The organism is Caballeronia sp. S22 (genome assembly GCF_964261745.1).
In the GTDB taxonomy this organism is placed as follows: domain Bacteria; phylum Pseudomonadota; class Gammaproteobacteria; order Burkholderiales; family Burkholderiaceae; genus Caballeronia; species Caballeronia jiangsuensis.
This window is the reverse complement of the sequence record NZ_OZ180037.1, coordinates 440,187-466,672: the sequence shown is the minus strand read 5'-3', so window position 1 is coordinate 466,672 and position 26,486 is coordinate 440,187. Positions and strand designations below refer to the sequence as shown.

The window sequence follows — 26,486 nt, the reverse complement described above, 5'->3', positions numbered from 1 at the left end:
GTCGGGGTAGCTAGCGGGCAAGCGGCAGCAGTTCGTGCACGCGATTGACGGAATACGACGGCAACTTCTCCAGTGTTTCCTTCAGCCATGCATACGGTTCGAAACCGTTTAAGCGAGCCGTGCCAAGCAACGAATACATGGTGGCCGTCGCACGAGCGCCTCGCGGCGAGCCCGCGAAGGTCCAGTTGACTCTTCCAAGAGCAATCGGCCGGATTTGCCGTTCCAACGCGTTGTTGTCCGGTAACAGAACACCGCTCTCAGTGTAGCGAATCAGCGCTTGCCAATGACGTAGCGCGTAGCCAAACGCTTTGGCGAGCGGTGCCTGAGTCGGCAAACCGATGGCGTTGCCTTCCAGCCATTGACGGAACTTCGCCAGTACCGGCAATGCCTCCGCTTGCCGCGCCGCGTATTTGCGGTCAGGGGTCTGATGGTTGATTCGCGACTCAATGGCGTATAGCTGGGCGATCCATTGCAGCGCCTGTGCCGCGAGTCCCGGCTTGCTTTGGGTCTTGGCGATTTCAAAGAACCGACGGCGGCAATGCGCCCAACAACCGACCGCGATGATGTCGCCGGTTTCGTAGAGGGCCTCGTGCCCGCTGTATGCGTCGGCCTGCAAGTAGCCCTTGTAAGTTCGTAGGTAACCCTGCGGATGCGAGCCCGCGCGTGATTCAGCGAACTCGAACACGACCGCCGGAGGGTGATCTACCCAAACGCCGTTCTCCTCGCGTTGGCCCGCACCCAGATAGCCCCATAATCGAGCAGTGCGGGTGGTCTTGCGGCCCTTCTCAAGCAAAGGCAGTGTCGTGTCGTCGACGTGCATGCGCGGCGCCTGCAACTGATGCGCACGCAGCGGTGGCATAAGCGCAGCGAGCAATTCTGCTGCGGCCAGCTTCCATTCGCACAGCGTGGCCCGCGGCAGGTGAATGCCACGGCGCGCATAGCGCATCTCCTGCCGATTCAACGGGAGATGATCGACGTAGGTGTTGACCAGGATGTTCGCGAGCAGACTCGCGCTCGCGTTACTCTTGGGCAGCGGCGAAGGTTGAGCGCTCGCCGTCACGATGGTCGACTCGCCATCCTTCTTCGCTGCATACTTGAAACGGATATGTTCGATGACCGTGAGCCTTGATGGCTCGTAGTGCAGCGTCTCGCTACGCTCTTCGCCGATGCGCTCAAGCGCGTCGAATGCGGCCTTCTGCTCGTCGCTCAAGTCATATTCGATGCGCGTGCGTGGCAAGTCCTTTGGCAACGCGGGGCGTCCCTTCCGGGTGTGCCCCGTGACTTGAACCTTCGCCGGCTCGGGAGGAACGGGAATATCTAAGGCAGCGTCAAACAACTCGGCCTGACCCGCCAGGCGCTCAGAACTCGCGCCGAAGCGTGCGCGATTGAGTTGTGCGATCTGATGCTGAAGGCTCTCCAGTTGCTCCCACAACACGCATGCGAGCCGGTTCTGTTCGAGTGCGAAGGCTTGCAGCGCCTCGAGCTCCAGTGGCAGATCCCCGGCAGTGACGGCGGCGGGCAACATGTCAACCATGATGCCCAACTCTTGCGACGTTTACAAGCGTCGCCAGCCCAGAATTACGCGCGATTCAGGCGCTTACGCAACGCGCGTCACGGCGACGGCGCGATGAGGTTCGCGCGCCGGAATCTCTATACCTTCAAGCCATGCATTGAGCTCTGCGAGCGTGAAACCGCGCTGTGCCAATGCCGCGGGCGATGGAAAATGCCCAAGTTCGAGCCGCTTGTACCAAAGCGCGAAGCCGGTACGGTCCCAATAGAGACACTTCACCTTCTTGCGGTCACGGCCGACGAACACGAACAAGTTGCCTGAACTTGGCTTCTGCGCAAGCAGCGGTTCGACCAGATACGACAGTGTGTCGATCGACTTGCGCATGTCGACCGGCTCGCGGCATATGTAAGCTCGAACGTCAGCGGCGATCAGCACCGTGTACCGCCAAGCTGTCCGAGCACGAAGCGCACAATGCGCTCCGCATGCACGCCGCTCATTTCGATGCGAACGCCGGCGATCGATAAGGTGACGCGATCACGCGTTGACAACGATGACGTATCGGCCGACGCAGTTGATGGTGTCGCCGCAGGCTCACCTTCGAGGCGAGCGACGACAAACGCGGCGTCGGCCGTCACAGCCAGCGGAATCGTTGCAGGCGTCTCGCCCGTAAACTTCTTGCGCCACAACCCGAAAGTGCTGACGGCCAGGCCTTGTTCGCGGCAGAAGCGCCGAGTGCCAACGCCGCTCATCTTCCATGCTGCCACCATCTCTCGCCAGAACGCCTCGCCTTGGCGGGGGCGCCGAGCGCCCGTTCGCACGGCAGTTCTCCCCATCACGTCGTCGTCCATCGCACCACTCCAATCACCACGATGCCGAAACCTTCGCATCGTGCACTCGGACACTCAAGACGGGTTGCGCTGACGGATACTGACTGTCCGAGTATTTCTGGCTGTACTTACCGCTATCGATCAACTTGATCTGTTCCGGCACGTCCCCGCCGTGGCCCAACTCAGTCAGTACGTCAGCCGTGCGCGGGATCATCTGATCGCGCTCCGGGTTTGGAATCACGATGAAGACGTGCAGCTTCGGTAATTCCGCGACGGACTTTCCGGACTTGCTGCTCCACGACTGGCAGTACGCCATCCGATGTTCCTTGAGCGTGCGCGCGAACGTCGGATAAAAGAAATACTGATTCTCCATATAGATGTAATTGCGCGCCCAACTTGTGGCCTGCAAATACAGCTTCTTGATCGTTTTCTCGTTTTCATGTGGCTGCGTGCGCACGATCTGCACGGCTTGCGTAGGATCAACCGTCACGGTCTTGATCTTTGGCGGAATTCCCGAGATTTCCTTGAGTTGCCAATTCGTCGGCGCTGACCGGTTCCAGCCTCGTACAAAGTTCTGATGAAGTCGCTGTAACGCCGGTCCCTCGACACGACACGCGTAGTCCTGGTACGGCTTACCGTAACGGTACTGATAAGACACGGCGTGATTTTCGATTGCGGACTCATGATCCAACTCGCCCGGCGCAACTCCGCCCCACAATTTATATGGCAATCTCATTTCCTCTCGCAGCGGATCGTCGATTGCATGGTTCTGCGTGTCCCAGTAATCCGTCACTGAGTTCAGCCCCATGACATAGCCCACTGCACCGGTGCCATCATTGTGTGCATAATCGATCAAATATGAAGCAACCGGCGCGGCCAACTCGTACGGTGATGGTTGCTGTGCCTACAAGCTAATGTCAAACACGCCCGGCACGCGCAACGTGTTGGGACTGCCCAGGTACGTCCACCGAACCTCCCCGGCTGCAACATCTAGATGCTGCTGACGTACATCAGGAAACGCGTGCCCAGTTTCCACGAATGCCTGTCGGTCCCAGCGATTAAAGAGCGCCGCTAACGGATGGTCTGCCGCCACACGAGCTTCCCATATGCCAGTCTGCGCGCAACGCTTCTCACCGCTGCATTGCAGGGACCGAGGTTCATCGGTGAGTTGCCTTACTTTGCCAGCCTTGACCCGTATCTCGAGGATCTCATGAGGCTGCGTCGCAAGCTTGTATGCTTCGCCCAAGTAGTGCCAACGAACATCGCGAAGGGCAATCGATTTGCCGCGTGGCGACTCGAAGGGTTCGGCCGCCCTGTAATATTGCGGATAGGCACTGCCGACTGCAATCGGCCGCGCGTCGAGAGATGTCGACATATCGCCATGCAGGGCTAGCCAGTAACCGGTCCGGGGCACGCGCTGGTCACCGGATATTGAGCGCGCATCTTTTGTCAGTGAAGGTACAGCATGACCTTCTGGAACCGCCTCGCGACCGCTATGCAGGGAGGTCCACGCAGGCTTGGGCGGAGGCGTAACGGCCTTTGCCGCGTCGATCAATGTCTGCTTATCGCCGTTCCATTTTGGAAGCGGCGCGGGTGGCAGCGGAAGTACCTTGTCAAGGTTGGGCAGTTTCAAGCGGCCTTGCCAGAATTCGAGTGCGTCGCCAAGTATCGCGTAACGGTTGGATCGTTCTTTGTCGACGTGGCCGACTAAGTTGTTGCCATTACTTAGATCGAAACCTTCGAATTCGGTAGCAAGCGCTTTTGCGCAATTTGCACATCCTAACTTTGTACCTTCATGCAGGGTCTTCAATGCGAGAGCCTTTGCCGTTGTATTAGGCTGCTCCTGATAGAGAGACAGTTCGTAGGCTGCTTCTCCGTAGCCCTGTGCCATCGCACACTCAAGCATTTGCACAGCAACCGGACGGTTCCCCCAAAAATCTCCTTCAGGATCGTCGTACGTTCCACCCAGCTTATCCCCTAGGAATGTCAACGCTGCCGGGCTGCCCATGTCTGCCGCTTTCTGCAAGAACGCATAGGCGCTGGTCGCGTCGCTCCCTTTGATCAGCCCGTTTTGGTGATATGTGCCCATGCGGTCCCACGCGTCTGCCACCCCTAGTTTCATCGCCTTCTCGACCCAGCGAATGGCAAGCTCAGGATCATGTTCCGGAATTGGATAGCTACTGAGAATCAGCGAGGCGAGATTCAACATCGCTTTCCAATGATTGCGCTCGGCCGCCTGCACATACAGTTGGTAGATGCGGTTCCAGTCCCGCTTCTCGAACCATACGTTGGGACCATTCAGTTCGAGCGCTTGCTCGTATAACAACTCGGCCTGCGGATCAATGGGCGGAATGTGTTGGTCCTGATAGACGCAAGTGAACGTCTTGCGGTGCGGATCGAACAGCGGCAGTTTCGTGTAGCGGGGCAAATCAGATAGTCGAGCAGTCATACGATTGAATAGCAACGTGGTGCATCCAGCCCAGACAGATAAGCCGAGCACGCATGCGGAGAAAAAGGCGAATACAAGCAATCGGCGTGGACGCTTCAATTGTTAACCTTGCATTGAAGTCGTCGAGCGGTGATCCACGAAGGGAAGTAGAAAGCCGTTTAAGAGTTCACCATCCTTTTTCGCTTTCGCGTTTCTGCTCATACGACGATCCCACTGTTTAAAAAGCGCCGGCAACTCCTTCCTGTCCCCACTCCCCCGAATCTCCCCACCCGAATGCAGCGTAAAAATCCGCTCCCGCAACTTACTGACCGGTTCCTTTCCCGTCGCCGCGATATTGATCTCACTATCCACCGCCATGCTTCTTTGGTTCATATTCGCGCTGCCGAGCGTCACGAAAACATCGTCGATCAACATCAGCTTCGAGTGAATATAGATTTCCCGGTACGCCATCTTCTTACTCGCATCCAGACCGCTCGTGCGCAGTCGCGCGAGGCTCACCTCCAACCCCATCGAGTCAGAGAGTTGTTGCAAACTCGGCCGGTCCAGCACTTGAGTGCCGTTTTTGCCCTTGTGACTGTCCGAGTATTTCTGGCTGTACTTACCGCTATCGATCAACTTGATCTGTTCCGGCACGTCCCCGCTGTGGCCCAACTCAGTCAGTACGTCAGCCGTGCGCGGGATCATCTGATCGCGCTCCGGGTTTGGAATCACGATGAAGACGTGCAGCTTCGGTAATTCCGCGACGGACTTTCCGGACTTGCTGCTCCACGACTGGCAGTACGCCATCCGATGTTCCTTGAGCGTGCGCGCGAACGTCGGATAAAAGAAATACTGATTCTCCATATAGATGTAATTGCGCGCCCAACTTGTGGCCTGCAAATACAGCTTTGTAGTGGTCTGGCAATCTTGGACACTTCGAAAGGTAGACTTTGATCGACCAGCGAGGTGTCAAATGGGCAGAAGAGAATTTTCAGAGGAATTCAAGCGCGAGGCAGTGGCGCTTGTGCTGGAGCAGGGCTACACGGTGACGAAGGCGGCGAAGGCGTTGGGCATTGGAGAGACGGCGTTGCGGCGCTGGATCGGCAATCGCCGGCCGGTTGCGGGTGCACCGGTGAGCGCAGCCGAGGGCGGCAGCGCTGAACAGCTAAGGGTTCGAGCACTTGAGAAACGAGTGGCGGAGCTCGAACGGGAGCGCGACATTCTAAAAAAATCCACGGCCTTCTTTGTCAAGGAACTGGACCGCGATTCGAAGTGATCCGGCAGGCAGAGAAGGCATATCCGACGGCGACGCTGTGTCGTGTAGTCGGCGTGGCGCGCAGCAGTTACTACGCATGGAAGGCGCGGCAGGGCAAGGCACGTCCGGTACGTACGGGGCTGGTGCGCGAGGTGCAGGCGATTCATGCGCAGATGCGGCAAAGCTATGGCAGTCGGCGCATATCGCAGGAAATGAAGCGTCGGGGCCATGCGGTGGGACGCGAGCGTGCGCGTCGCCTCATGCGCGAAGGCGGTGTGCAGGCGCGGGTACGTCGCACGCATCGTTATGTGAAGCGCACGCAAGCATCGGCGATTGCGCAAAACCGGCTCGATCGGGCATTCACCGTGACGGTTCCAAACCGGTTCTGGGCGGGCGACGTGACGTATATCTGGACGCAGCAGGGCTGGATGTATCTGGCTGTGGTGATCGATCTGTATTCCCGGCGTGTAGTCGGCTGGGCGACCTCGGGTTCCTGTGACACGTTCTTGGTGATTGGCGCGTTACAGGTCGCACTTCAAACGCGGCGTACCGAACCGGGATTGATGTTCCACTCGGACCAAGGAAGCAACTATGCGAGTTTGACGTTCCAGCAGTTTCTTAAGGAGCACGAGATCGTGCAGAGCATGAGCCGCAGAGGAAACTGTTGGGACAACGCCGTCGTCGAGCGCTTCTTCTGTACGCTCAAAGGAGAATGCATCGGCGAGCACGCATACCGTGATCACGCCGAGGCTCGCGCCGATGTGCTGACTTACATCTTGATGTACTACAACCAGGAACGCTTGCACTCGGCCGCGCGTCACATGCCGCCGGCCGAGTTCGAGGATTTAAAGGTGCAAACTGCGTAATCGGTGTCCAAGAATACTGAACCACTACACTTCTTGATCGTTTTCTCGTTTTCATGTGGCTGCGTGCGCACGATCTGCACGGCTTGCGTAGGATCAACCGTCACGGTCTTGATCTTTGGCGGAATTCCCGAGATTTCCTTGAGTTGCCAATTCGTCGGCGCTGACCGGTTCCAGCCTCGTACAAAGTTCTGATGAAGTCGCTGTAACGCCGGTCCCTCGACACGACACGCGTAGTCCTGGTACGGCTTACCGTAACGGTACTGATAAGACACGGCGCGATTTTCGATTGCGGACTCATGATCCAACTCGCCCGGCGCAACTCCGCCCCACAATTTATATGGCAATCTCATTTCCTCTCGCAGCGGATCGTCGATTGCATGGTTCTACGTGTCCCAGTAATCCGTCACTGAGTTCAGCCCCATGACATAGCCCACCGCACCGGTGCCATCATTGTGTGGTATCCGTCAGCGCATCCCGTGTTGACAGGGCTTCAATCAAATATCGAGGATTTTCCGTAATAGACCGTACGAGACGCGCCAGTGTCCTTCGGAGTCTGTCACGGCGATCGACGCCGTTTTGGCGTTCAGCCTGACGACGGTGCCGACACGCTCGTTTAGATGCTTGTCGGTGAATCCCACGGTGTCGCCGATGAAGAACTCTTCGGGACGCGGGCGCGGTGGCGGCGCTTCCTTTTGAATTGGGGCTGCGGTGGCATCGAGGAGAATCGCCGCATACGACACTGCCCATCGGCGTCGAGTCACGTTGTCCTGTACGACCGCTTGCGTATGTCGCAGCTCGGTGATAGTGCCTTCCGAAGGGGGTCCCAACGGATTGTCACCGATGTATCTGACGGTCATGCCGATGTGCAGTCGTTGACGGACTTCGAGAATGCGTCGGGGGTCATCGAGCATTTTGCCGATGGTCAGATAGAGGCGATACAACTCGGCGCTGGGCGCCTGCCGAAGGGAATCCAGAATGTCCATAAATGTCGGGGTAGCTAGCGGGCAAGCGGCAGCAGTTCGTGCACGCGATTGACGGAATACGACGGCAACTTCTCCAGTGTTTCCTTCAGCCATGCATACGGTTCGAAACCGTTTAAGCGAGCCGTGCCAAGCAACGAATACATGGTGGCCGTCGCACGAGCGCCTCGCGGCGAGCCCGCGAAGGTCCAGTTGACTCTTCCAAGAGCAATCGGCCGGATTTGCCGTTCCAACGCGTTGTTGTCCGGTAACAGAACACCGCTCTCAGTGTAGCGAATCAGCGCTTGCCAATGACGTAGCGCGTAGCCAAACGCTTTGGCGAGCGGTGCCTGAGTCGGCAAACCGATGGCGTTGCCTTCCAGCCATTGACGGAACTTCGCCAGTACCGGCAATGCCTCCGCTTGCCGCGCCGCGTATTTGCGGTCAGGGGTCTGATGGTTGATTCGCGACTCAATGGCGTATAGCTGGGCGATCCATTGCAGCGCCTGTGCCGCGAGTCCCGGCTTGCTTTGGGTCTTGGCGATTTCAAAGAACCGACGGCGGCAATGCGCCCAACAACCGACCGCGATGATGTCGCCGGTTTCGTAGAGGGCCTCGTGCCCGCTGTATGCGTCGGCCTGCAAGTAGCCCTTGTAAGTTCGTAGGTAACCCTGCGGATGCGAGCCCGCGCGTGATTCAGCGAACTCGAACACGACCGCCGGAGGGTGATCTACCCAAACGCCGTTCTCCTCGCGTTGGCCCGCACCCAGATAGCCCCATAATCGAGCAGTGCGGGTGGTCTTGCGGCCCTTCTCAAGCAAAGGCAGTGTCGTGTCGTCGACGTGCATGCGCGGCGCCTGCAACTGATGCGCACGCAGCGGTGGCATAAGCGCAGCGAGCAATTCTGCTGCGGCCAGCTTCCATTCGCACAGCGTGGCCCGCGGCAGGTGAATGCCACGGCGCGCATAGCGCATCTCCTGCCGATTCAACGGGAGATGATCGACGTAGGTGTTGACCAGGATGTTCGCGAGCAGACTCGCGCTCGCGTTACTCTTGGGCAGCGGCGAAGGTTGAGCGCTCGCCGTCACGATGGTCGACTCGCCATCCTTCTTCGCTGCATACTTGAAACGGATATGTTCGATGACCGTGAGCCTTGATGGCTCGTAGTGCAGCGTCTCGCTACGCTCTTCGCCGATGCGCTCAAGCGCGTCGAATGCGGCCTTCTGCTCGTCGCTCAAGTCATATTCGATGCGCGTGCGTGGCAAGTCCTTTGGCAACGCGGGGCGTCCCTTCCGGGTGTGCCCCGTGACTTGAACCTTCGCCGGCTCGGGAGGAACGGGAATATCTAAGGCAGCGTCAAACAACTCGGCCTGACCCGCCAGGCGCTCAGAACTCGCGCCGAAGCGTGCGCGATTGAGTTGTGCGATCTGATGCTGAAGGCTCTCCAGTTGCTCCCACAACACGCATGCGAGCCGGTTCTGTTCGAGTGCGAAGGCTTGCAGCGCCTCGAGCTCCAGTGGCAGATCCCCGGCAGTGACGGCGGCGGGCAACATGTCAACCATGATGCCCAACTCTTGCGACGTTTACAAGCGTCGCCAGCCCTGAATTACGCGCGATTCAGGCGCTTACGCAACGCGCGTCACGGCGACGGCGCGATGAGGTTCGCGCGCCGGAATCTCTATACCTTCAAGCCATGCATTGAGCTCTGCGAGCGTGAAACCGCGCTGTGCCAATGCCGCGGGCGATGGAAAATGCCCAAGTTCGAGCCGCTTGTACCAAAGCGCGAAGCCGGTACGGTCCCAATAGAGACACTTCACCTTCTTGCGGTCACGGCCGACGAACACGAACAAGTTGCCTGAACTTGGCTTCTGCGCAAGCAGCGGTTCGACCAGATACGACAGTGTGTCGATCGACTTGCGCATGTCGACCGGCTCGCGGCATATGTAAGCTCGAACGTCAGCGGCGATCAGCACCGTGTACCGCCAAGCTGTCCGAGCACGAAGCGCACAATGCGCTCCGCATGCACGCCGCTCATTTCGATGCGAACGCCGGCGATCGATAAGGTGACGCGATCACGCGTTGACAACGATGACGTATCGGCCGACGCAGTTGATGGTGTCGCCGCAGGCTCACCTTCGAGGCGAGCGACGACAAACGCGGCGTCGGCCGTCACAGCCAGCGGAATCGTTGCAGGCGTCTCGCCCGTAAACTTCTTGCGCCACAACCCGAAAGTGCTGACGGCCAGGCCTTGTTCGCGGCAGAAGCGCCGAGTGCCAACGCCGCTCATCTTCCATGCTGCCACCATCTCTCGCCAGAACGCCTCGCCTTGGCGGGGGCGCCGAGCGCCCGTTCGCACGGCAGTTCTCCCCATCACGTCGTCGTCCATCGCACCACTCCAATCACCACGATGCCGAAACCTTCGCATCGTGCACTCGGACACTCAAGACGGGTTGCGCTGACGGATACATTGTGTGCATAGTCGATCAAATATGAAGCAACCGGCGCGGCCAACTCGTACGGTGATGGTTGCTGTGCCTACAAGCTAATGTCAAACACGCCCGGCACGCGCAACGTGTTGGGACTGCCCAGGTACGTCCACCGAACCTCCCCGGCTGCAACATCTAGATGCTGCTGACGTACATCAGGAAACGCGTGCCCAGTTTCCACGAATGCCTGTCGGTCCCAGCGATTAAAGAGCGCCGCTAACGGATGGTCTGCCGCCACACGAGCTTCCCATATGCCAGTCTGCGCGCAACGCTTCTCACCGCTGCATTGCAGGGACTGAGGTTCATCGGTGAGTTGCCTTACTTTGCCAGCCTTGACCCGTATCTCGAGGATCTCATGAGGCTGCGTCGCAAGCTTGTATGCTTCGCCCAAGTAGTGCCAACGAACATCGCGAAGGGCAATCGATTTGCCGCGTGGCGACTCGAAGGGTTCGGCCGCCCTGTAATATTGCGGATAGGCACTGCCGACTGCAATCGGCCGCGCGTCGAGAGATGTCGACATATCGCGATGCAGCGCTAGCCAGTAACCGGTCCGGGGCACGCGCTGGTCGCCGGATATCGAGTGCGCATCTTTCTTCAGTAACGGTACAGCATAACCTTCGGGAACTGCTTCGCGACCGCTACGTAGGGCCGTCTGCGCAGACTTGGGCGGAGGCGTAACGGCCTTTGCCGCGTCGATCAATGTCTGCTTATCGCCGTTCCATTTTGGAAGCGGCGCGGGTGGCAGCGGAAGTACCTTGTCAAGGTTGGGGAGTTTCAAGCGGCCTTGCCAGAATTCGAGCGCGTCGGCCAAAACGCGATAACGGTCATGTCGTTCTTTGTCGACATAGCCAATCAGATTGGTGCCATCTGTTAAGTCAAATCCGTCGAATTCACTTCCGAGAGACTTTGCGCAATTCGCACTTCCTAGCTTGGTTCCCTCTTGAAGCGTCCGCAATGCGAGCGCTTTCGCTTCAGGCGTGTTGGCATCCGCTTGATAAAAAGACAGCTCATAAGCTGCCTCTCCATACCCCTGTGCCATCGCACATTTCAGCATTTGCAAAGCGATCGGACGGTTCCCCCAAAAATCTCCTTCAGGATCGTCGTACGTTCCACCCAGCTTATCCCCTAAGAATGTCAACGCTGCCGGGCTGCCCATGTCTGCCGCTTTCTGCAAGAATGCATAGGCGCTGGTCGCGTCGCTCCCTTTGATCAGCCCGTTTTGGTGATACGTGCCCATGCGGTCCCACGCATCTGCCACCCCTAGTTTCATCGCCTTCTCGACCCAGCGAATGGCAAGCTCAGGATCATGTTCCGGAATTGGATAACCACTGAGAATCAGCGAGGCAAGATTCAACATCGCTTTCCAATGATTGCGCTCGGCCGCCTGCACATACAGTTGGTAGATGCGGTTCCAGTTTCGCTTCTCGAACCATACGTTCGGGTCGTTCAGTTCGAGCGCTTGCTCGTACCATAACTCGGCCTGGGGATCGACGGGCGGAATGTGCTGATCCTGATAAACGCAAGTGAACGTCTGGCGGTGCGGATCGAACAGCGGCAGTTTCGTGTAGCGGGGAAAATCGGATAGTCGAGCAGTCATACGATTGAATAGCGGCGTGGTGCATCCCACCCAGGCTGATAAACCGAGCAGGCATATGGCAAAGAAGATAAATACAAGCAGGCGACGTGGATGCTTCATCGTCATCCTTGCATTGAGGTCGTCGAACGATGATCCTCGAATGGAAGCAAAAAGCCCTTTAGCGCTTTTCCCGCTTTCTTGGCAGTTTGATTCTGCTTCATGCGCTTTTTCCAATGATCAAAGACGTCCGGCAACTCCTTCCTATCCCCACTCCCCCGAATCTCCCCACCCGAATGCAGTGTAAAAATCCGCTCCCGCAACTTACTGACCGGTTCCTTTCCCGTCGCCGCGATATTGATCTCACTATCCACCGCCATGCTTCTTTGGTTCATATTCGCGCTGCCGAGCGTCACGAAAACATCGTCGATCAACATCAGCTTCGAGTGAATATAGATTTCCCGGTACGCCATCTTCTTACTCGCATCCAGACCGCTCGTGCGCAGTCGCGCGAGGCTCACCTCCAACCCCATCGAGTCGGAGAGTTGTTGCAAACTCGGCCGGTTTAGCACTTGAGTACCGTTTTTGCCCTTGTGACTGTCCGAGTATTTCTGGCTGTACTTACCGCTATCGATCAACTTGATCTGTTCCGGCACGTCCCCGCCGTGGCCCAACTCAGTCAGTACGTCAGCCGTGCGCGGGATCATCTGATCGCGCTCCGGGTTTGGAATCACGATGAAGACGTGCAGCTTCGGTAATTCCGCGACGGACTTTCCGGACTTGCTGCTCCACGACTGGCAGTACGCCATCCGATGTTCCTTGAGCGTGCGCGCGAACGTCGGATAAAAGAAATACTGATTCTCCATATAGATGTAATTGCGCGCCCAACTTGTGGCCTGCAAATACAGCTTCTTGATCGTTTTCTCGTTTTCATGTGGCTGCGTGCGCACGATCTGCACGGCTTGCGTAGGATCAACCGTCACGGTCTTGATCTTTGGCGGAATTCCCGAGATTTCCTTGAGTTGCCAATTCGTCGGCGCTGACCGGTTCCAGCCTCGTACAAAGTTCTGATGAAGTCGCTGTAACGCCGGTCCCTCGACACGACACGCGTAGTCCTGGTACGGCTTACCGTAACGGTACTGATAAGACACGGCGTGATTTTCGATTGCGGACTCATGATCCAACTCGCCCGGCGCAACTCCGCCCCACAATTTATATGGCAATCTCATTTCCTCTCGCAGCGGATCGTCGATTGCATGGTTCTGCGTGTCCCAGTAATCCGTCACTGAGTTCAGCCCCATGACATAGCCCACCGCACCGGTGCCATCATTGTGTGCATAGTCGATCAAAACAGGCTTCTGATGGTGAGTAGCGAAGCTCAATGCAGCGCCCTCGCCCGGCAGCGCGGGCACGTCGTCTTCGTCCTTCAGGCCTGCGTATGCATCTCCCGGGCTAGCGCTTCGGAAAACTATTTGAAGATTCGTTTCGTCTGCTGGTCCGTTTCGATTTGCGAGATTGCGCTGCCACCAGGCGGTGCAGTACTTCTGCCTCTCTGCACTCTCATACGGAGAGTTCAATGACTGCACGAAGTTCGATATCGGACTGTTGGCCTTCGGCACATCCGTGTAGCCCGGCATATTGTTCTGAAACTCCGAGGCAAGTGTGTTGTGCCAGACCAGCATCCGTACCTTCACCCCTCGTTGCGCCGCTTTCTCCAGCACGTCGCCATAAGTCTGACCACGAGGCCATGTGTCGCCACCGCGCACGAGTTCCATTCCCGGATCGAAACCCCAGCAGACCAGTTCGACAGTGCCCTTCGCTTTCGCAATATCTTCTGCAATCGAAGCAAAGCCCTCTTGACCACAGATCATGAACTTTAACTTGTTGCCGTAGTATTTCTTGACTTCCGGCTCGTTTTCCAGAAACCACTGCGCAGAACCCATTGCCTGACGTACAACTTCATCAATATGAACGTCTGCCGTGTTTTGAGTTTTCAGGTTGCTCATGTTTTCGTTCTCCGCTTTCAGCTCATTCGCTCGCCGCGGTTGGTTCGATGTTCAATGTGTGCAAAATCAGCGTTGAGTGCATCTTTGACGTTCAAATCGAATTGACCGCCGTTACTCAACTTCACCCGGTAAGTCGACGTCCCGGGTTGATGGTCCGGCACAATTACGCGACCGAATTCGTCAGTCACGCCTTGTGCAATTTTTGCGCTACCCTTGAATAGCTCATATGGCTCGTCCACATAGCGGTGGGCTTCGTCGTGCGCCAAGGCACCGAGTATGAAGTGCAGATCCTCCTTGCTCGGCCGCGATTCAGGCAAAGTTGGCAAGCGCTCCGAATCAGGCCCACTAAAGTTGCGACTCGCAGAATGGACCTCGAAGCTAGCCGATGTGCCGGTTCGCACGCCTCCAAGACTCCAGCGCGTGTAGCTGCCCCCACCAACTATCTCTACCTCCTCCTTCGCGGAGATCGTGATGCGATTCGCCGTCACAGTCACATTAAGCTTCGCCAGCAGATTGATACTGTCTTTTAGAGCCTTTATATCGATATCACCGCCCGCAGCAACCAGTCGCATACCGGCTTGCTGTACGAACAGTCGCAGCTTCGAGCGCACCGTCGCGAAGAGAGAAGCATCTGCTGCAATACCAATGTGACCACCTGTAGTCAGCGCTAGATGCTCACCGCTAGCAAGATGAGTCGTGCCGGCTGTTGTTGCCTGGATGCCGTTCGGGCTCGCGAAGGTTAGATGCGCTTCGGCAAGTTCCGGGAAAGCGTTCGGGCCTGATTTTGGTCCGCCCTTCACCGTCGCGTTCTGCGCCTTCAGCGCCGCTGTTACCTCTCTCTGGTCCGCGCCCGCGTCTTGCGCCTGATTCTGCTGCGCCATGCCGACGAGGTTCTCATGCGTATCGCGCGCTTCGGTGAGCCGCTGCACCGTCTCGCCCATTTCTTTCGCAGGTGAGTTCGCACCACTGCGCGTCTCGGTCGTAATAAGCATGCCCCGATTCGCCCGAAGCACACCCCACGCGTCCGTCGCGAGTTCCCACCCCAGCCCACGCGCCTGCTGACGACCCGCGCGATACTCGATCCGCGTGTTGTACCCCAGCACCAGCCGCGAATTGGCCTGGTCGCTCGCCACCTGAACCTGCTGCTGGCCGGGCGTGTCATCGGTGACCACATAGTTGTGGCCTTGCCCTTCCAATGCGTGACTCACCAGCCCCGTGAGCGCCATGTTCCTCGGCAACTCGAACGGCGGCGGATTGAACTGATTGACCTTGCTGGCCATGATGAACGGCTTGTCCGGATCGCCCTCGTGATAGCCGATCGTCACCTCGTCCCCGATGCGCGGCACCGCGATGAAGCTGTGCGGCCCGCCATGCCACGGTTGCGACACCCGTACCCAGCAACTCGAATTCTGGTCAAGCTTGCCCAGCCTGTCCCATTTGAATTGAACCCGCGTGCGCGCGTAGCCATCGAGCCAGATCGGCTGGTTCTCCGGCCCCACCACCACCGCGGTCTCCGGATGCGCACGCGGCTTCTCCCGAGGCATCGTCTTGAAGAACGTATCGTCCGGCTGCAGCACGAAATCTGTCTTGCAGTGATACTGCGCGTCGCTGCCTGCCGTGACGGTCAGTTCGTCCGGATTGCTCACATCGATCGTGGTCGAGACCACCAGATATCGCGTGTTGAGCTCTTTCTGCGGATGGCCTTCGAGACGAAACTTCCTGCCCGTGGTCAGCCCGCGCAGGTTGCCTGTGCCGTGCAGACGCAAGCCCTCGCAGCGCAGTGCCTCCACGCGCACGCGCGCCAGATAATCGCCCTCATTACGCAGATCGTTGGGCTTGCCGTCCAGCCCCATCGCACCCGCCATCGGCTGCGTGTAATTGCCCCAGTGATACTGCGCGGCGTTGTCGAAGGACGCCTCGCTGTAACGGCTCTGATTCATATCGAAGCGGCCGTTCGAGCGCGTGTAGTCGTAGTCGTTGAGCGTGATCTCGCCCGCGGTGATCTTGCGCGAGACACTCAGCGCGTAAATATGCTCCTCGTCGATGCGCTTGCCTTCGGGCGCGTGATACAGCACGGTATCGTAGGCATTGGCGTGCTTTTTGTGCGAGCCGGGCGAGTCGCACAGCACCAGCGTCATGCCATCGAAGTGATAATAGATGCCCCACTCGCTCCAGATCTGGCTCAGAAATTCAAAGTCGCTCTGCCAGAACTGCCGGATGAAGTCGCGCGGCGGAAAGACGTTGTTGTACAGCGAGACCGCCGCCAGGCGCATCTGCCACGGGAACTTGTAGTTTCCGCTCTTGAGCACCGCCTCGGTGACTTGCAGGACATTCATATCCTGGAACACCCGGCTATCTCGATTCTTCGAAGCAAGCCAGAGCCAAGGTCTCACCGTGAACTGGTAATACGCGCGCCGCTCGTCGCTGCCGGTCTGCCGGACTTCGGTGATGATGCCGTTGATGGTGCGCACGCCCGCACCGACATTGCCCGCTCCCAGATTGCCAGGCAGTCCTGGAATGAAGGCACCCTTGCCCTCGAATTCAATCGAAATTTCGATCGTTTTGCCGATCAATTCATCGGGCTTGATCAGCTCGCGCGCCTTGTAGATGCGAAACGTGGGACTGTCCAGCGTGGCAAACTCCACCGTGTATTTGAAGAGTTTGCCGAGCGCCTCGACGCCGCTCACGCGCTGCGCGATCAGCACATCCGCGCCGCCCCAAGTGGGCAACGCCTTGCACGCCACGTTCAGTGTGCGGCTTTGCAGCGGATTGAACATCTGATTCTTCTTCCTGATTTTTTGTTTGAATTCACGATGTGGGCGGAAGGATTTGAGCCGTCGCGTCAAATCGCTCCACGCGCGCCCGCTCGGGGCGGCCATTCGGCGATCCGGCCGCGCCGGGTCGACTGCAGCAGCGTCCTGGTGTACGAGTGGCCGGACACATGCCGGGCCAGGTAATGCTCCAGTACCAGCCCCAGCGCATAAGGGCTCACGCCGTCGAAGCCGTCTTCGTCGAAGGTGAGCGCACATTCGAGCGCGCGTACCACGGGCGGCACGCTGCCTGCCATCACGCAATTGACCGGCGTAAGCGTGGCAGCCGTCAGGCTTTCGACTTGACGCGCGAGGGCAGCCCGATCCTCGGGCGCGTAAAGCCGCAGCAAGCTGCGCAAGCCCTCGCCCGGATTCGGCTCGTCGTAGGGATCGTCGAAGTGCGCATATTCGATGTTCAACTGGGCATACATCTGCCACGCCTTGCGCCCCGCGGCGAGCGGCGGCATCGATCGACTGGGAACACGCACCAATCCCACGCTGGAGAACGGCGCCGATTCCGGCAGACTCAGATCGTTCACGCCGTTGCACTGCAGGCGCCCCGGAAGATCCCGGTTGGTCAGCCACGCATCGAGCGACAGATAGTTGATCCGGCCATCCTCGCCGTTATGGCTGGATGCATCCGGCGCGTAGGGCAGTCCGTCACGGCCGACCAGCGACAGGTACGAATCGGTGCTGATGTACGGCGCGCGCGTATCGTAGGAACGCCCCTTTGCCGTGCTGAGGTGCTGCTCGCGACGCACCGTGAAATAGCGCCCATGCCCTGCTTCGTCGCGCAACTGCGCATCATGAAGCGGATAGAAGGGCAGTTCCTCCGAGTCCTCTTCGATATCAGCCTGACCAATGGCCACTTCCACCGAATGAACTTCGTAATCCAGCGGCTTGTTCTCGACCGGCACGAGCCGCACTTGGCCGTCACCCTGCTTAAGCTTCGCGGGCGCGGTGCGGACCTTGAACAGATTCACCACAGGAACGCAGAACAAGGCGAACGTCGAGGCATCCACGTACGGCGCCAGTTCACTCGTGGCGCGGTCCAGCAGCACGATGATCTCGGCCTCGTCCCCGTCAATGCGCGCGAGTCCGGCTTCGAGCCCCGTCAGCGTGAAAAAGTAGAATCTGGCCGGACAGGCGAAGTATTCCTGCACGAGGTTATGTCCCAGGAACTTGCGCGCCACCAGCGGCAACACGGCCTGATCTGGCCCAAGCCCGTCCTGGACGACCGCGCCCGCTTTCACGACGTGCGGCGTATAGCCGGCTTCGCTGAAGCGCCCCGGCTCGCCGATCACCGACACCACCGCGCCGGTGTGAATCAGTTCATGCAGATGCGAGGCGATGCGCTCATCGCCCGCCAGATAGACCTGCAGTCGATCCAGCCCGCGCAGCGCCGAGAACGGTACGCGCTCGATCGTGCGCAAGCGCAGCCGCAAAGCACCGCGTACCTGCCGATCAGGCGGCACGTAACGGCTCTGCCCCTGGAGGTCGGGCGGGACATGCGTGAGGCGTCCATCGTGCATGACGACCGGATAAAACGAGACATCCTGCGTCGTACGAAATGTGCACGCTGTCGTTTCACCACTGGGCAGATTCAGGGAACTCAACTCGGTGCCGCGTTCGAGCCTATAGCCTGTCGCGAAGCCGCCCGCCTTGCCTCCCGGATAAAGCCTCGCGATGGCGATCGAAGGCGTGGAAGACAGATAACCCGGATACGCTGACGACAGCAGCGCTTGTGTAAATAGCGTGAATTCGTCATCGAAACGCAATTGCATGCGCGCGTTGACGAAGGCGGACGATTCGAGCAGACGATTGACGTAGGGATCGCCGATGCTTCCCGCGACCATGCCCAGGCGCGCCGCGATCTTGGGATGATCGCGAGCAAACTCCTCGACCAGCGCTTGGTTGAAGCGCAGTTCGCTGAGGTAAGCGTCGAGCAGGCGCGGGTCCATGCGACTCACGTCAGGCAAGGCGAGCGAGATGGCACGTACCGGCAGACGCCGTGGCCTCGGATACCCGTACTGAAAGCGTGAGATCTCGACGCTTGCTATGCATTCCTAAGTCGCCCGAAAATTCCTAGATCTCAAAAACTATCAGTCCGACCCCAATACAGATATGGGAATCTTCCTAGAATCGATTCGACCACAGGCTGTATCGCTTACGTTGTCGACTTTGGTCACGGTTTGCGTGGAAACGGTCACCGGGCTTGCGCAGCGCCAGGGGTCGGTCGGGAAGATGAATGCCCATCGCCATGTCGGCCGACATCGCTCGCGGAGTCATGTGCGTCCTCGATATGCACGACGATGCACGCGTCGAATGTGAGCAGCGCCGCGAGTATGTACGCGCGCACGAGCCAATTCATAACCGAGCGCGTTATGCGATTTTGGTGAGCGACAAGCGTCCCCGAACCATAAGCGGCGTCTGCGTGCTCGCGGCGATGACCTTGGTGAGACCCGCCCACACGTGATCGGATCGCCTGTTGCAATGGATGCACGAGCCGCGTCTCTCAAGGGTGTCAACCGCCAGGCCGAGAAACGGCGGACCGCCCGCTGATACAGGCGCAAGTTGCTGTAGTCGACACGAACGTGCAACTATCAAGTCAATGCGGACGCCGTAAATCGCCCGACACGCTCGGCGAAGCCGGCAAACGGAGACAGTCCTGAGGCGTGCGTACCGCGTTGTAGGTCGCCAAACCGAAAATCCCGCAAGTCATCGACGCTGCGGGATTTTTTTGAGTGTCTCACGATAGCGGGGGGAAAAGCTTATCTCCCCACCGCCAGCCCACCCTACTCATGCCACTGCCCCGCCCCTCCCGCGAACGCCGGCACGCCCATCTCACCGCGACTCTGCGCCTCCCGCGCCTCATCGGCCTCAACAGTCTTGCTCGTATCGATGAAAAGCGCCGCGAACGCGCCGACCGCGAGCAGCCCCGCCGAGATCGTGAACGGCACGTTGTAGCTGCCCGTCTCCTGAATCAGATACCCGAACGCAACCGGCGACGCCATCCCCGCGAGACCGAAGCCCGTGTTCATCATGCCGCCCGCCGTGCCTGCATACTTGCCCGCGATATCGAGCGGCAAGGTCCACAACACGGGATTCGTGATCTCCAGGAAGAAGAACGATCCCGTCAGGAACCACACCGCCGCGATCGGACTCGGCGCATTGACCATCGGGATGAGGAACGCGAGCGAACCGCCCATGCCGACGACCAGAATGCTGCAACGCGCGAGACGCAGCCGTCCGGTCATCCTGAAGATGCGGTCCGACAGCACGCCGCCGAGCGTATCGCCGATCACGCCCGCGAGCAGCGGCAATGCGGTGAAGAGCGCGAGCTGCTTCAGATCGAAGCCGCGCGATTCCTTCAGATACGAAGGCAGCCACGTCAGATACACCCACAGCAGCCAGCCGTAGCAGAAGTCCACCAGCGTCACGAGCCACATGCGGTGAATCAGCTTGCGCCACGGCGTCGGGTTCTTTCTCGCACGCGCGCATTCACCCGCGCGATAGCCGATTTCAGCGGTCTCCTCGGGCGTCACACGGCGGTTTTCGTCGGGCGAATTGGTGAAGACGAAGAGATACAGCACCGTCCACGCGAGACTCGCGATACCGAGCAGAATGAACGCCTCGCGCCAGCCGCTCGCCGCGACCACCGCGAGCACGAGCGGCGGCGTCACCGCGCCGCCGAGCCGCGCGAAGCTATGCGTGATGCCTTGCGCGAAACCGCGTTCGTGCACCGGCATCCAGAACGTGAATGCGCGCGTCGCGGTCGGGAACGCGCCGCCCTCGCCGATGCCAAGCGCGAGACGCAACAGCACCAGCATGCCGATGCTGCCCGCGAAGCCCGTCGCGAGCGTCGCCGCGCCCCAGATCAGCGAGAGCACGGTCAAGACGAGCTTCGGCCCGAAACGATCGGCGAGCCATCCGCCGACGATCTGCATCACCGCATACGGATAGGCGAACGCGGAGAACACGAGCCCGAGTTGCACGGACGTCAGACCCATCTCCTGCCGGATCAACGGTCCCGCCACGGCGATATTCACCCGGTCGATGTAAGAGATGAAGTACATCAGGCACATCACGCCGAGAATGATATGGCGCGTCTTCACGCGCTGACGTTGCTTGTTCACGTTGTCTCCTTCAGTCCATCTGATGTGGAATGTACAGTCGTGCGAATCAATCCGCGTCGTCTTATGATGCGGTCTGCGGACTCTCAACGAGCTTGAGGCGCTGCACCTTGCCCGACGGGCCGCGCGGCAATGCGTCGGTAAAGCGGAATTCACGCGGTGTCTTGTAGCGGCCCAGTTCGCGCAAGCAGTACGCGCGCAGCTCCGCGACATCGAGCGAAGCCGCGCCTCCGCTCGGCACGATGTACGCGACGATGTCCTGCCCATACGCCGCATCGGGGACACCGACCGCGGCCGCTTCGAGCACGCCGGGATGACGCAGCAGCGCTTCGTCGATCTCGCGCGGCGCGATGTTCTCGCCGCCCTTGATGATCAGTTCCTTCGCGCGCCCGTTGATATAGAAGAAGCCCGCCTCGTCGCGATAGCCGAGATCGCCGGTGCGCAACCAGCCGTCCGTGGTGAATGCGTTGCGCGTCTCTTCCGGGCGCTTGTAATAGCCGCTCATCAGTTGCTCGCCGCGCAGCACGAGTTCGCCGGTTTCATTGGAAGCGCATTCGCGCCCGTCGAGATCGACGATCTTCGCTTCGCCGCCCGAAGGCAGTCCGATGCTGCCGAGTCTCCTCATCGTTTCATCATATGGATTACTGAACATCGGCGCGGCGGTCTCCGTCATGCCCATCGTTTCGATGACGCCGATGCCGAAGCGCTCCTCGAATGCGCGATGATGATCCGCCGGCAGCGCCGCCGATGCGCTGCGGCAGAACTTCAGCGCGGAGATATCGCAGTCTTGCGCGTCTTCCGCATTCAACAGATAAGCGACGATGGTCGGCACCACGTTGATCCACGTGCATCCGGAATGCGAGGCTTCGCTCCAGAACGTGCGCGCGGAAAAGCGCGGCGTCAGCACCGCCGAGCCGCCGTGCCAGAGCGGCGTCAGCAGCGCGACGACGAGGCCGTTGATGTGATACAGCGGCAGCGACACGAGCACGCGATCATCGTCGGTAAGGCGATGCTCCGCGCTGATATTGCGCATGTTCGCGAGCAGGCTGCGATGACTCAGCAGCACGCCTTTGGGTGCGCCCGTGGTGCCCGACGTGTACATGAGCAGCGCGGTATCGCCGGGATTCGTTGTGCCCGCGTCGCTCGCGACGATCTGTGTGCCAGGCGTTTCGTCGCGCACCAGCGGAATCGCGCGCGATGAAAGCGCGGGTATGTCCGGCAACTCCGTCGCCACTGGCGAGGTGCGCACCACCGCGATCTCGCGATCCGTGCCTTCGCTGCGCAACGCGTCGATCGCCTGGACGATCGTGTCGTGCGTATCGTCCGCGACGAAGATCACGCGCGTATCCGAATGCTCGACGATATAGCTCACTTGCGAAGGCTGGCACAGCAGATTCAGCGGATTGGCGACAAGGCCGCTGTACATCGTCGCGAGCAGCAGGCGCGCGGTCTGGATGCCGTTGCCCATGAAGACGGAGACGACATCGCCCGGAAGCAGGCCGGCCGCCTTGAAACGTGCTTCGAGTGCGACGCAATCCTCGCGCAATGCGCCGAACGTCAGCACGTCGTCGTGAGCGGTGGAAAGCAGGAACGGCTTGTCGGGCGCGCTTTGCGCGCGTGCATCGATCAACGCGCGTAACGTCGGCGCATCGAGCGGCATCCGATCAGACGCAACGATTCGATCCGGCAGCGCGCTCATCGTCCGACCCTCCGGAAGTAATCGCCGAGAAGCGCGTCGACTTCCGGCACGCGCTCCGCTATCTGGTACGCGACGCGCGTGACGTTCAGGTATTGCCGATAGCCGAGATTCGACGAGAAATTATTGCCGCCCCATGTGCCGCATCCCATCGAGAGCGAGAACGGCAGGCCGTTGTCGAAGTTGCCGCCGGTCGCGATGCAATGCGCCTGATCGACGATCACGCGCGCCACCGGCAATTGCGTGCCGAGCGTGATTGCGAGTGCATCGTCCGCGCCGTGCACGCCGACCGAATGGCCCGCGCCCATGTAGCCGTAGATGCCGCGCACGATATCGATCGCCGCGCCGATGTCCCGCGCGCGATAAACCGTCAACACGGGCGAGAGCTTCTCGCCTGAGAACGGATGATCCGCTCCGTAGCCGGTCTCTTCGACCATCAGGAACTTCGGCTCGCGCGCGGCGATATCGTCGAGGCCCGCTTCGCGCGCGATCGCGGTCGCAGAACGCGCGGTGCAACGCGCCGAGAGCTTGCCGTCGTGCCACATCGCCGCCTGCAATTGCGCCTTCTGCGCGGCGTCGAGCATCACGCCGCCCTGCTTCGTCAGCGCATCGAGCATGCGCGCGTAAATGGCCTCCTCGATCACGACACTGTTCTCCGATGAACAGCTCGTCGCGTTGTCGAACGTCTTGGACACGGCGATCTTGCGCGCCGCATCATCGGGATTCGCGTGCGCCGTGACGATCGATGCGACATTGCCCGCGCCCACGCCGAAAGCCGGCGTGCCGCTCGTATACGCCATGCGCACGTTGGCCTGCGAGCCGGTCGCGACGACCAGATCGGCGAGGCGCATCAGCGCGGCGGTCGCTGCCTTGCCGATCGGATGCGGCAACATCTGCACGAGATCGGGATCGAGACCGGCCTTCGCGAACTCCGCATGAATGAAGCCGATGAGCGTCGCGCACGACGAATAGCCCTTCGGCGAAGGCGCGACGATAACCGCGTTGCCGCACTTGAGCGCGTTGATGATCTTGTTCGCGGGCGTCGCGGCCGGATTCGTCGATGGCGTGATCGCCGCCACCACGCCGACCGCGCGCGCGATCTCGACGATGCCGTGTTCCTCGTCGCGCGCGATCACGCCGGTCGTCGCGACACCGTGAAGGTCGCGCAGCAGCCCGAGCGTCTTGCGATGGTTCTTGCGGAACTTGTCGTCGGCGTTGCCGAGGCCCGTATCGCGCACGGCCTGCTCGGCGAGCAGCCGGTTGCGCTGCGGTTCCATGATCGCCCACGCGGCAGCCGCGGCGGCGATGTCGAGGGTCTCCTGTCCCGCCTGCTCGAAGCGTCGTTGCGCGTCGCGCGCTCGCGCCACGAGCGCGCCGACGGCACGCTCCACATCGGGTTCCTGTGTGTTCTGCGCGTTCTCGCTGGGACGCGCGAGCGTTGCGCCGCTTGCCATGTGATTCATGCGATAAACCTCGGCTGTTGGAAGATTGGCGATGCTTCCCAATCTAGTCAGCCGCGTTCGTCGCGCGGTCCCGTTTTCTGGACTAACGCATGCAGCGAAATCGCGAGCATCGGAAATTCAACTTTTCGGGACTTTCACGAGTCCCGAAAACCGGTGTTTTCGACGCACAATGAAATAGAAACGCAAACCACGCAGATGGAGACAAGGCAACGTGACGTCGAATCAATCGAATGCCGCCGCCGTGCGCGCGTTCCGCGTGCTCGAAACGCTCGCCGAAGCGAATCGCCCGCTCTCGATGACCGAGCTCGTCGATGCGTTGGGCCTGCCCAAGCAGACCGTGCATCGCATCCTCGTTCAACTGATGGACGCATGGCTCGTGACGCGCGGCGCGAGCGACAAGCTCTACGAATGCTCGGCGCGCGTGCGCACGCTCGCCATCAACGTGCTGATGCACGCCGGCCCCGCTGCGGCGCGTCATGCGCTCCTCGAACAGCTCGTCGCACGCGTCGGTGAAACCTGCAATCTGACGATGCTCGCGGGTAACGACGTCGTCTATGTCGATCGCGTTGAAACCGGCTGGCCGCTGCGCATGCACTTGCAGCCAGGCTCGCATGTGCCGCTGCATTGCTCGGCAAGCGGCAAGCTGCTGCTGAGTTTTCTGCCGAAGGAACGGCGCGAGCGCATGATCGAGCGCCTGCCGCTACGCTCGTATTCGGAGCGCACGATCACCGATCGCGATGCGTTGCGGCGCGAACTCGCATTGACGCGCCGCCGCATGCTCGCCATCAACAATCAGGAGCATTTGCAGGGACTCGTTGCGATTGCGGTGCCGGTGATGCTCGATCGCAATCGCGCGTGCGCCGCGATCGCCATTCAGGCGCCTGTGGGACGCGTCGCGCTCGATCAACTGCTCGCCTTCGAGCCCGATCTGCGCCGCGCCGCCGAAGAAACCGCCAAGACATTCAGGGAATAAAAAGCCGGTTTGCGATGCAGCAAACCGGCCGCCGTCTCAGTGCTTATCGTTCGACGGTTTGCAGATGCCGGGTCGAATGCGCATCGTCTTCGATCTCGGTTTCCTTGCGGCCGCGCTTGAACACCATATACGCGACGATCAGAATGCCGAGGCTCGCGACGCCCAGCCACAACGGCTTGCGCTGATCAGGGATGAAGGCCATCGCGACGAGAATCGCGGTCATCCCGAAGATCGCGAGCCACGTGAGATAGGGAAATCCCCACATGCGCACGCGCAGGTCGTTCGCCTCGAAGCTCGTCATGCGGGCACGCAGACGCAGTTGCGAGAACGCGATCAGCAGGTACACGAAGATCGCCACCGTGCCGTACGAATTGACGAGGAACGCGAACACCGTATCCGGCGAGATATACGACATCACCACGGACACGTAGCCGAACACCGTGCCGAGCAGGATCGCGCGCACCGGCACGCCGCGCTTGTTGACCTTCGCGAGGCCGAGCGGCGCATCGCCGTGACGCGTCAACGCGAACAGCATGCGCGACGCGGCGTACAGGCCCGAATTGAGCGCGGACAATACGGCGGTGAGGACGATCGCGTTCATCACATTGGCCGCGGCCGGCATGCCCATCACTTCGAGCGCGCTCACGTAGGGCGTCGCCATCTGATGCGAATTCCACGGCACCAGCGCGACGACGAGCGCCACCGATCCGACATAGAACACGAGCACGCGCGTGATGACCGAATTGGTCGCCTTCGCGACGGCCTTCGCGGGCTCCTTCGCTTCGGCCGCCGCGATCGTGACGATCTCCGCGCCGAAATAGAAGCCTGTCGCGGCGACAGCGCCCGTCATCACCGGTCCGATGCCCTTGGGCATGAAACCGCCGTGGCCGAGGAAGGTCGTGGCGACATCGGTCGTGTGCATCGCGGCGGGCCAGAAACCGCATACGTACAAGCCGCCGAGGAACAGGAACACGATGATCGCGCCGACCTTGATCGACGAGAACCAGAACTCGAACTCGCCATAACTGCCCACTGAAATGAGGTTGGTCAGCGTGAGCACGACGAGCAGCACGAGGCTGATGATCCACGCAGGCACATCGGGTATCCAGAACTGCACGAGCTTCGCGCCCGCGACCGCTTCCAGCGCGATCACGATGACCCAGAAGTACCAGTACATCCAGCCCGTCAGAAAGCCCGCGAGGCGCCCCGGCCCGCGCTGCGTCCTGAACGCGAGGCGCGCATATTCGTAGAACGAGCCGACGGTGGGCATCGCGCAGGCCATCTCGCCGAGCATGCGCATGACGAGAACCACGAGGCCGCCCGTGATGAGAAAGGAGAGAATCGCGGCGGGCCCGGCCTGCTGGATCACCACACCGCTACCGACGAAAAGTCCGGCGCCTATGACGCCGCCCAGCGCGATCATCGTCATGTGGCGCTGCTTGAGGCCACACTTGAGATCGCCTTGATCCGTGTTCGATTGCATGTCGTCTCCTGCTTTGCT

21 protein-coding genes are annotated in these 26,486 nt (G+C 60.0%); 3 read left to right on the top strand and 18 right to left on the bottom strand.

What is annotated here, in order from left to right; translation table 11 throughout:
* Nucleotides 1–10: 10 nt before the first annotated feature.
* From ACEN42_RS25800 to ACEN42_RS25775, 6 genes are all read right to left on the bottom strand, one after another.
* Complete coding sequence (locus ACEN42_RS25800; protein ID WP_371882817.1) at nt 11–1,534, bottom strand: IS66 family transposase; 1,524 nt, start codon at nt 1,532–1,534, stop codon at nt 11–13.
* Nucleotides 1,535–1,597: 63 nt separating this feature from the next.
* Nucleotides 1,598–1,894 carry an IS66 family insertion sequence element accessory protein TnpB gene (gene tnpB / locus ACEN42_RS25795; protein WP_371882816.1) on the bottom strand — a complete coding sequence of 99 codons (297 nt, stop codon included), beginning with the start codon at nt 1,892–1,894 and terminating at the stop codon, nt 1,598–1,600.
* Nucleotides 1,895–1,938: 44 nt separating this feature from the next.
* A complete protein-coding gene (locus tag ACEN42_RS25790) occupies nt 1,939–2,358 on the bottom strand; it encodes an IS66 family insertion sequence element accessory protein TnpA (RefSeq protein ID WP_371882815.1) in 420 nt (139 codons plus the stop codon).
* Between the two features lie 13 nt (nt 2,359–2,371).
* Nucleotides 2,372–3,193, bottom strand: coding sequence for a phosphatidylserine/phosphatidylglycerophosphate/cardiolipin synthase family protein (locus tag ACEN42_RS25785; RefSeq protein WP_371884777.1), 822 nt, complete (start codon nt 3,191–3,193; stop codon nt 2,372–2,374).
* A gap of 48 nt (nt 3,194–3,241) precedes the next feature.
* The gene (locus ACEN42_RS25780; protein WP_371885072.1) at nt 3,242–4,786 is read right to left on the bottom strand and encodes a DUF6396 domain-containing protein; all 1,545 of its coding nucleotides are present in this window, start codon (nt 4,784–4,786) and stop codon (nt 3,242–3,244) included.
* A 102-nt stretch (nt 4,787–4,888) separates the two neighbouring features.
* Entirely contained in the window at nt 4,889–5,629 is a 741-nt protein-coding gene (locus ACEN42_RS25775) for a phospholipase D-like domain-containing protein (RefSeq protein WP_371884776.1), read from the bottom strand.
* Nucleotides 5,630–5,738: 109 nt separating this feature from the next.
* On the opposite strand from ACEN42_RS25775, the gene ACEN42_RS25770 reads away from it, so the two are divergent.
* A protein-coding gene (locus ACEN42_RS25770) for an IS3 family transposase (RefSeq protein WP_371885071.1) occupies nt 5,739–6,886 on the top strand; the annotation gives its coding sequence in 2 pieces (ribosomal slippage) (nt 5,739–5,988 and nt 5,988–6,886; 1,149 coding nt in all).
* 494 nt (nt 6,887–7,380) lie between these two features.
* Here the strand turns inward: ACEN42_RS25770 and ACEN42_RS25765 are convergent.
* The 8 genes from ACEN42_RS25765 to tssF form a co-directional block, all read right to left on the bottom strand.
* Nucleotides 7,381–7,869 carry a hypothetical protein gene (locus tag ACEN42_RS25765; RefSeq protein WP_371882818.1) on the bottom strand — a complete coding sequence of 163 codons (489 nt, stop codon included), beginning with the start codon at nt 7,867–7,869 and terminating at the stop codon, nt 7,381–7,383.
* 14 nt (nt 7,870–7,883) lie between these two features.
* Nucleotides 7,884–9,407 (bottom strand): IS66 family transposase, encoded by a 1,524-nt coding sequence (locus tag ACEN42_RS25760; protein WP_371882817.1) that lies wholly within the window; start codon nt 9,405–9,407, stop codon nt 7,884–7,886.
* 63 nt (nt 9,408–9,470) lie between these two features.
* Entirely contained in the window at nt 9,471–9,767 is a 297-nt protein-coding gene (gene tnpB, locus ACEN42_RS25755; protein WP_371882816.1) for an IS66 family insertion sequence element accessory protein TnpB, read from the bottom strand.
* Between the two features lie 44 nt (nt 9,768–9,811).
* Nucleotides 9,812–10,231 (bottom strand): IS66 family insertion sequence element accessory protein TnpA, encoded by a 420-nt coding sequence (locus ACEN42_RS25750; protein ID WP_371882815.1) that lies wholly within the window; start codon nt 10,229–10,231, stop codon nt 9,812–9,814.
* A gap of 149 nt (nt 10,232–10,380) precedes the next feature.
* Nucleotides 10,381–12,027, bottom strand: coding sequence for a tetratricopeptide repeat protein (locus ACEN42_RS25745; protein ID WP_371884775.1), 1,647 nt, complete (start codon nt 12,025–12,027; stop codon nt 10,381–10,383).
* Between the two features lie 2 nt (nt 12,028–12,029).
* Complete coding sequence (locus ACEN42_RS25740) at nt 12,030–13,910, bottom strand: phosphatidylserine/phosphatidylglycerophosphate/cardiolipin synthase family protein (protein ID WP_371884774.1); 1,881 nt, start codon at nt 13,908–13,910, stop codon at nt 12,030–12,032.
* Between the two features lie 17 nt (nt 13,911–13,927).
* A complete protein-coding gene (locus ACEN42_RS25735; RefSeq protein ID WP_371884773.1) occupies nt 13,928–16,789 on the bottom strand; it encodes a type VI secretion system Vgr family protein in 2,862 nt (953 codons plus the stop codon).
* Complete coding sequence (gene tssF / locus ACEN42_RS25730; RefSeq protein WP_371884772.1) at nt 16,753–18,681, bottom strand: type VI secretion system baseplate subunit TssF; 1,929 nt, start codon at nt 18,679–18,681, stop codon at nt 16,753–16,755. Before tssF ends, ACEN42_RS25735 begins: the two co-directional genes overlap by 37 nt.
* Nucleotides 18,682–18,968: 287 nt before the next feature.
* Here tssF and ACEN42_RS25725 point away from each other — a divergent pair, with 287 nt between their 5' ends.
* The gene (locus tag ACEN42_RS25725) at nt 18,969–19,196 is read left to right on the top strand and encodes a hypothetical protein (protein WP_371884771.1); all 228 of its coding nucleotides are present in this window, start codon (nt 18,969–18,971) and stop codon (nt 19,194–19,196) included.
* Between the two features lie 319 nt (nt 19,197–19,515).
* On the opposite strand, the gene ACEN42_RS25720 is transcribed toward ACEN42_RS25725, so the two are convergent.
* The 3 genes from ACEN42_RS25720 to ACEN42_RS25710 all read right to left on the bottom strand — a co-directional run bounded on the left by ACEN42_RS25720 (nt 19,516) and on the right by ACEN42_RS25710 (nt 24,012).
* On the bottom strand, nt 19,516–20,856 hold the full coding sequence (locus ACEN42_RS25720; protein WP_371884770.1) for an MFS transporter: 1,341 nt from the start codon (nt 20,854–20,856) through the stop codon (nt 19,516–19,518).
* A 61-nt stretch (nt 20,857–20,917) separates the two neighbouring features.
* The gene (locus ACEN42_RS25715) at nt 20,918–22,552 is read right to left on the bottom strand and encodes an AMP-binding protein (RefSeq protein ID WP_371884769.1); all 1,635 of its coding nucleotides are present in this window, start codon (nt 22,550–22,552) and stop codon (nt 20,918–20,920) included.
* On the bottom strand, nt 22,549–24,012 hold the full coding sequence (locus ACEN42_RS25710; RefSeq protein ID WP_371884768.1) for an acylating sulfoacetaldehyde dehydrogenase: 1,464 nt from the start codon (nt 24,010–24,012) through the stop codon (nt 22,549–22,551). Before ACEN42_RS25710 ends, ACEN42_RS25715 begins: the two co-directional genes overlap by 4 nt.
* Nucleotides 24,013–24,223: 211 nt before the next feature.
* On the opposite strand from ACEN42_RS25710, the gene ACEN42_RS25705 reads away from it, so the two are divergent.
* Nucleotides 24,224–24,985, top strand: coding sequence for an IclR family transcriptional regulator (locus ACEN42_RS25705; protein WP_035500235.1), 762 nt, complete (start codon nt 24,224–24,226; stop codon nt 24,983–24,985).
* A gap of 43 nt (nt 24,986–25,028) precedes the next feature.
* Here the strand turns inward: ACEN42_RS25705 and ACEN42_RS25700 are convergent, their stop codons facing one another.
* Nucleotides 25,029–26,468: an amino acid permease gene (locus tag ACEN42_RS25700; RefSeq protein WP_035500237.1), complete on the bottom strand. Its 1,440-nt coding sequence runs from the start codon at nt 26,466–26,468 to the stop codon at nt 25,029–25,031.
* Nucleotides 26,469–26,486 lie beyond the last annotated feature (18 nt).

What these genes read in the sequence shown, in the direction of transcription:
- tssF (WP_371884772.1), bottom strand. Translation starts at nt 18,681, where the DNA reads ATGGACCCGCGCCTGCTCGACGCTTACCTCAGCGAACTGCGCTTCAAC.
- ACEN42_RS25745 (WP_371884775.1), bottom strand. Translation starts at nt 12,027, where the DNA reads ATGAAGCATCCACGTCGCCTGCTTGTATTTATCTTCTTTGCCATATGC.
- ACEN42_RS25800 (WP_371882817.1), bottom strand. Translation starts at nt 1,534, where the DNA reads ATGGTTGACATGTTGCCCGCCGCCGTCACTGCCGGGGATCTGCCACTG.
- tnpB (WP_371882816.1), bottom strand. Translation starts at nt 1,894, where the DNA reads ATGCGCAAGTCGATCGACACACTGTCGTATCTGGTCGAACCGCTGCTT.
- ACEN42_RS25700 (WP_035500237.1), bottom strand. Translation starts at nt 26,468, where the DNA reads ATGCAATCGAACACGGATCAAGGCGATCTCAAGTGTGGCCTCAAGCAG.
- tnpB (WP_371882816.1), bottom strand. Translation starts at nt 9,767, where the DNA reads ATGCGCAAGTCGATCGACACACTGTCGTATCTGGTCGAACCGCTGCTT.
- ACEN42_RS25775 (WP_371884776.1), bottom strand. Translation starts at nt 5,629, where the DNA reads ATGGAGAATCAGTATTTCTTTTATCCGACGTTCGCGCGCACGCTCAAG.
- ACEN42_RS25715 (WP_371884769.1), bottom strand. Translation starts at nt 22,552, where the DNA reads ATGAGCGCGCTGCCGGATCGAATCGTTGCGTCTGATCGGATGCCGCTC.
- ACEN42_RS25765 (WP_371882818.1), bottom strand. Translation starts at nt 7,869, where the DNA reads ATGGACATTCTGGATTCCCTTCGGCAGGCGCCCAGCGCCGAGTTGTAT.
- ACEN42_RS25740 (WP_371884774.1), bottom strand. Translation starts at nt 13,910, where the DNA reads ATGAGCAACCTGAAAACTCAAAACACGGCAGACGTTCATATTGATGAA.
- ACEN42_RS25760 (WP_371882817.1), bottom strand. Translation starts at nt 9,407, where the DNA reads ATGGTTGACATGTTGCCCGCCGCCGTCACTGCCGGGGATCTGCCACTG.
- ACEN42_RS25780 (WP_371885072.1), bottom strand. Translation starts at nt 4,786, where the DNA reads ATGACTGCTCGACTATCTGATTTGCCCCGCTACACGAAACTGCCGCTG.
- ACEN42_RS25735 (WP_371884773.1), bottom strand. Translation starts at nt 16,789, where the DNA reads ATGGCCGCCCCGAGCGGGCGCGCGTGGAGCGATTTGACGCGACGGCTC.
- ACEN42_RS25750 (WP_371882815.1), bottom strand. Translation starts at nt 10,231, where the DNA reads ATGGACGACGACGTGATGGGGAGAACTGCCGTGCGAACGGGCGCTCGG.
- ACEN42_RS25710 (WP_371884768.1), bottom strand. Translation starts at nt 24,012, where the DNA reads ATGAATCACATGGCAAGCGGCGCAACGCTCGCGCGTCCCAGCGAGAAC.
- ACEN42_RS25725 (WP_371884771.1), top strand. Translation starts at nt 18,969, where the DNA reads ATGCCCATCGCCATGTCGGCCGACATCGCTCGCGGAGTCATGTGCGTC.
- ACEN42_RS25790 (WP_371882815.1), bottom strand. Translation starts at nt 2,358, where the DNA reads ATGGACGACGACGTGATGGGGAGAACTGCCGTGCGAACGGGCGCTCGG.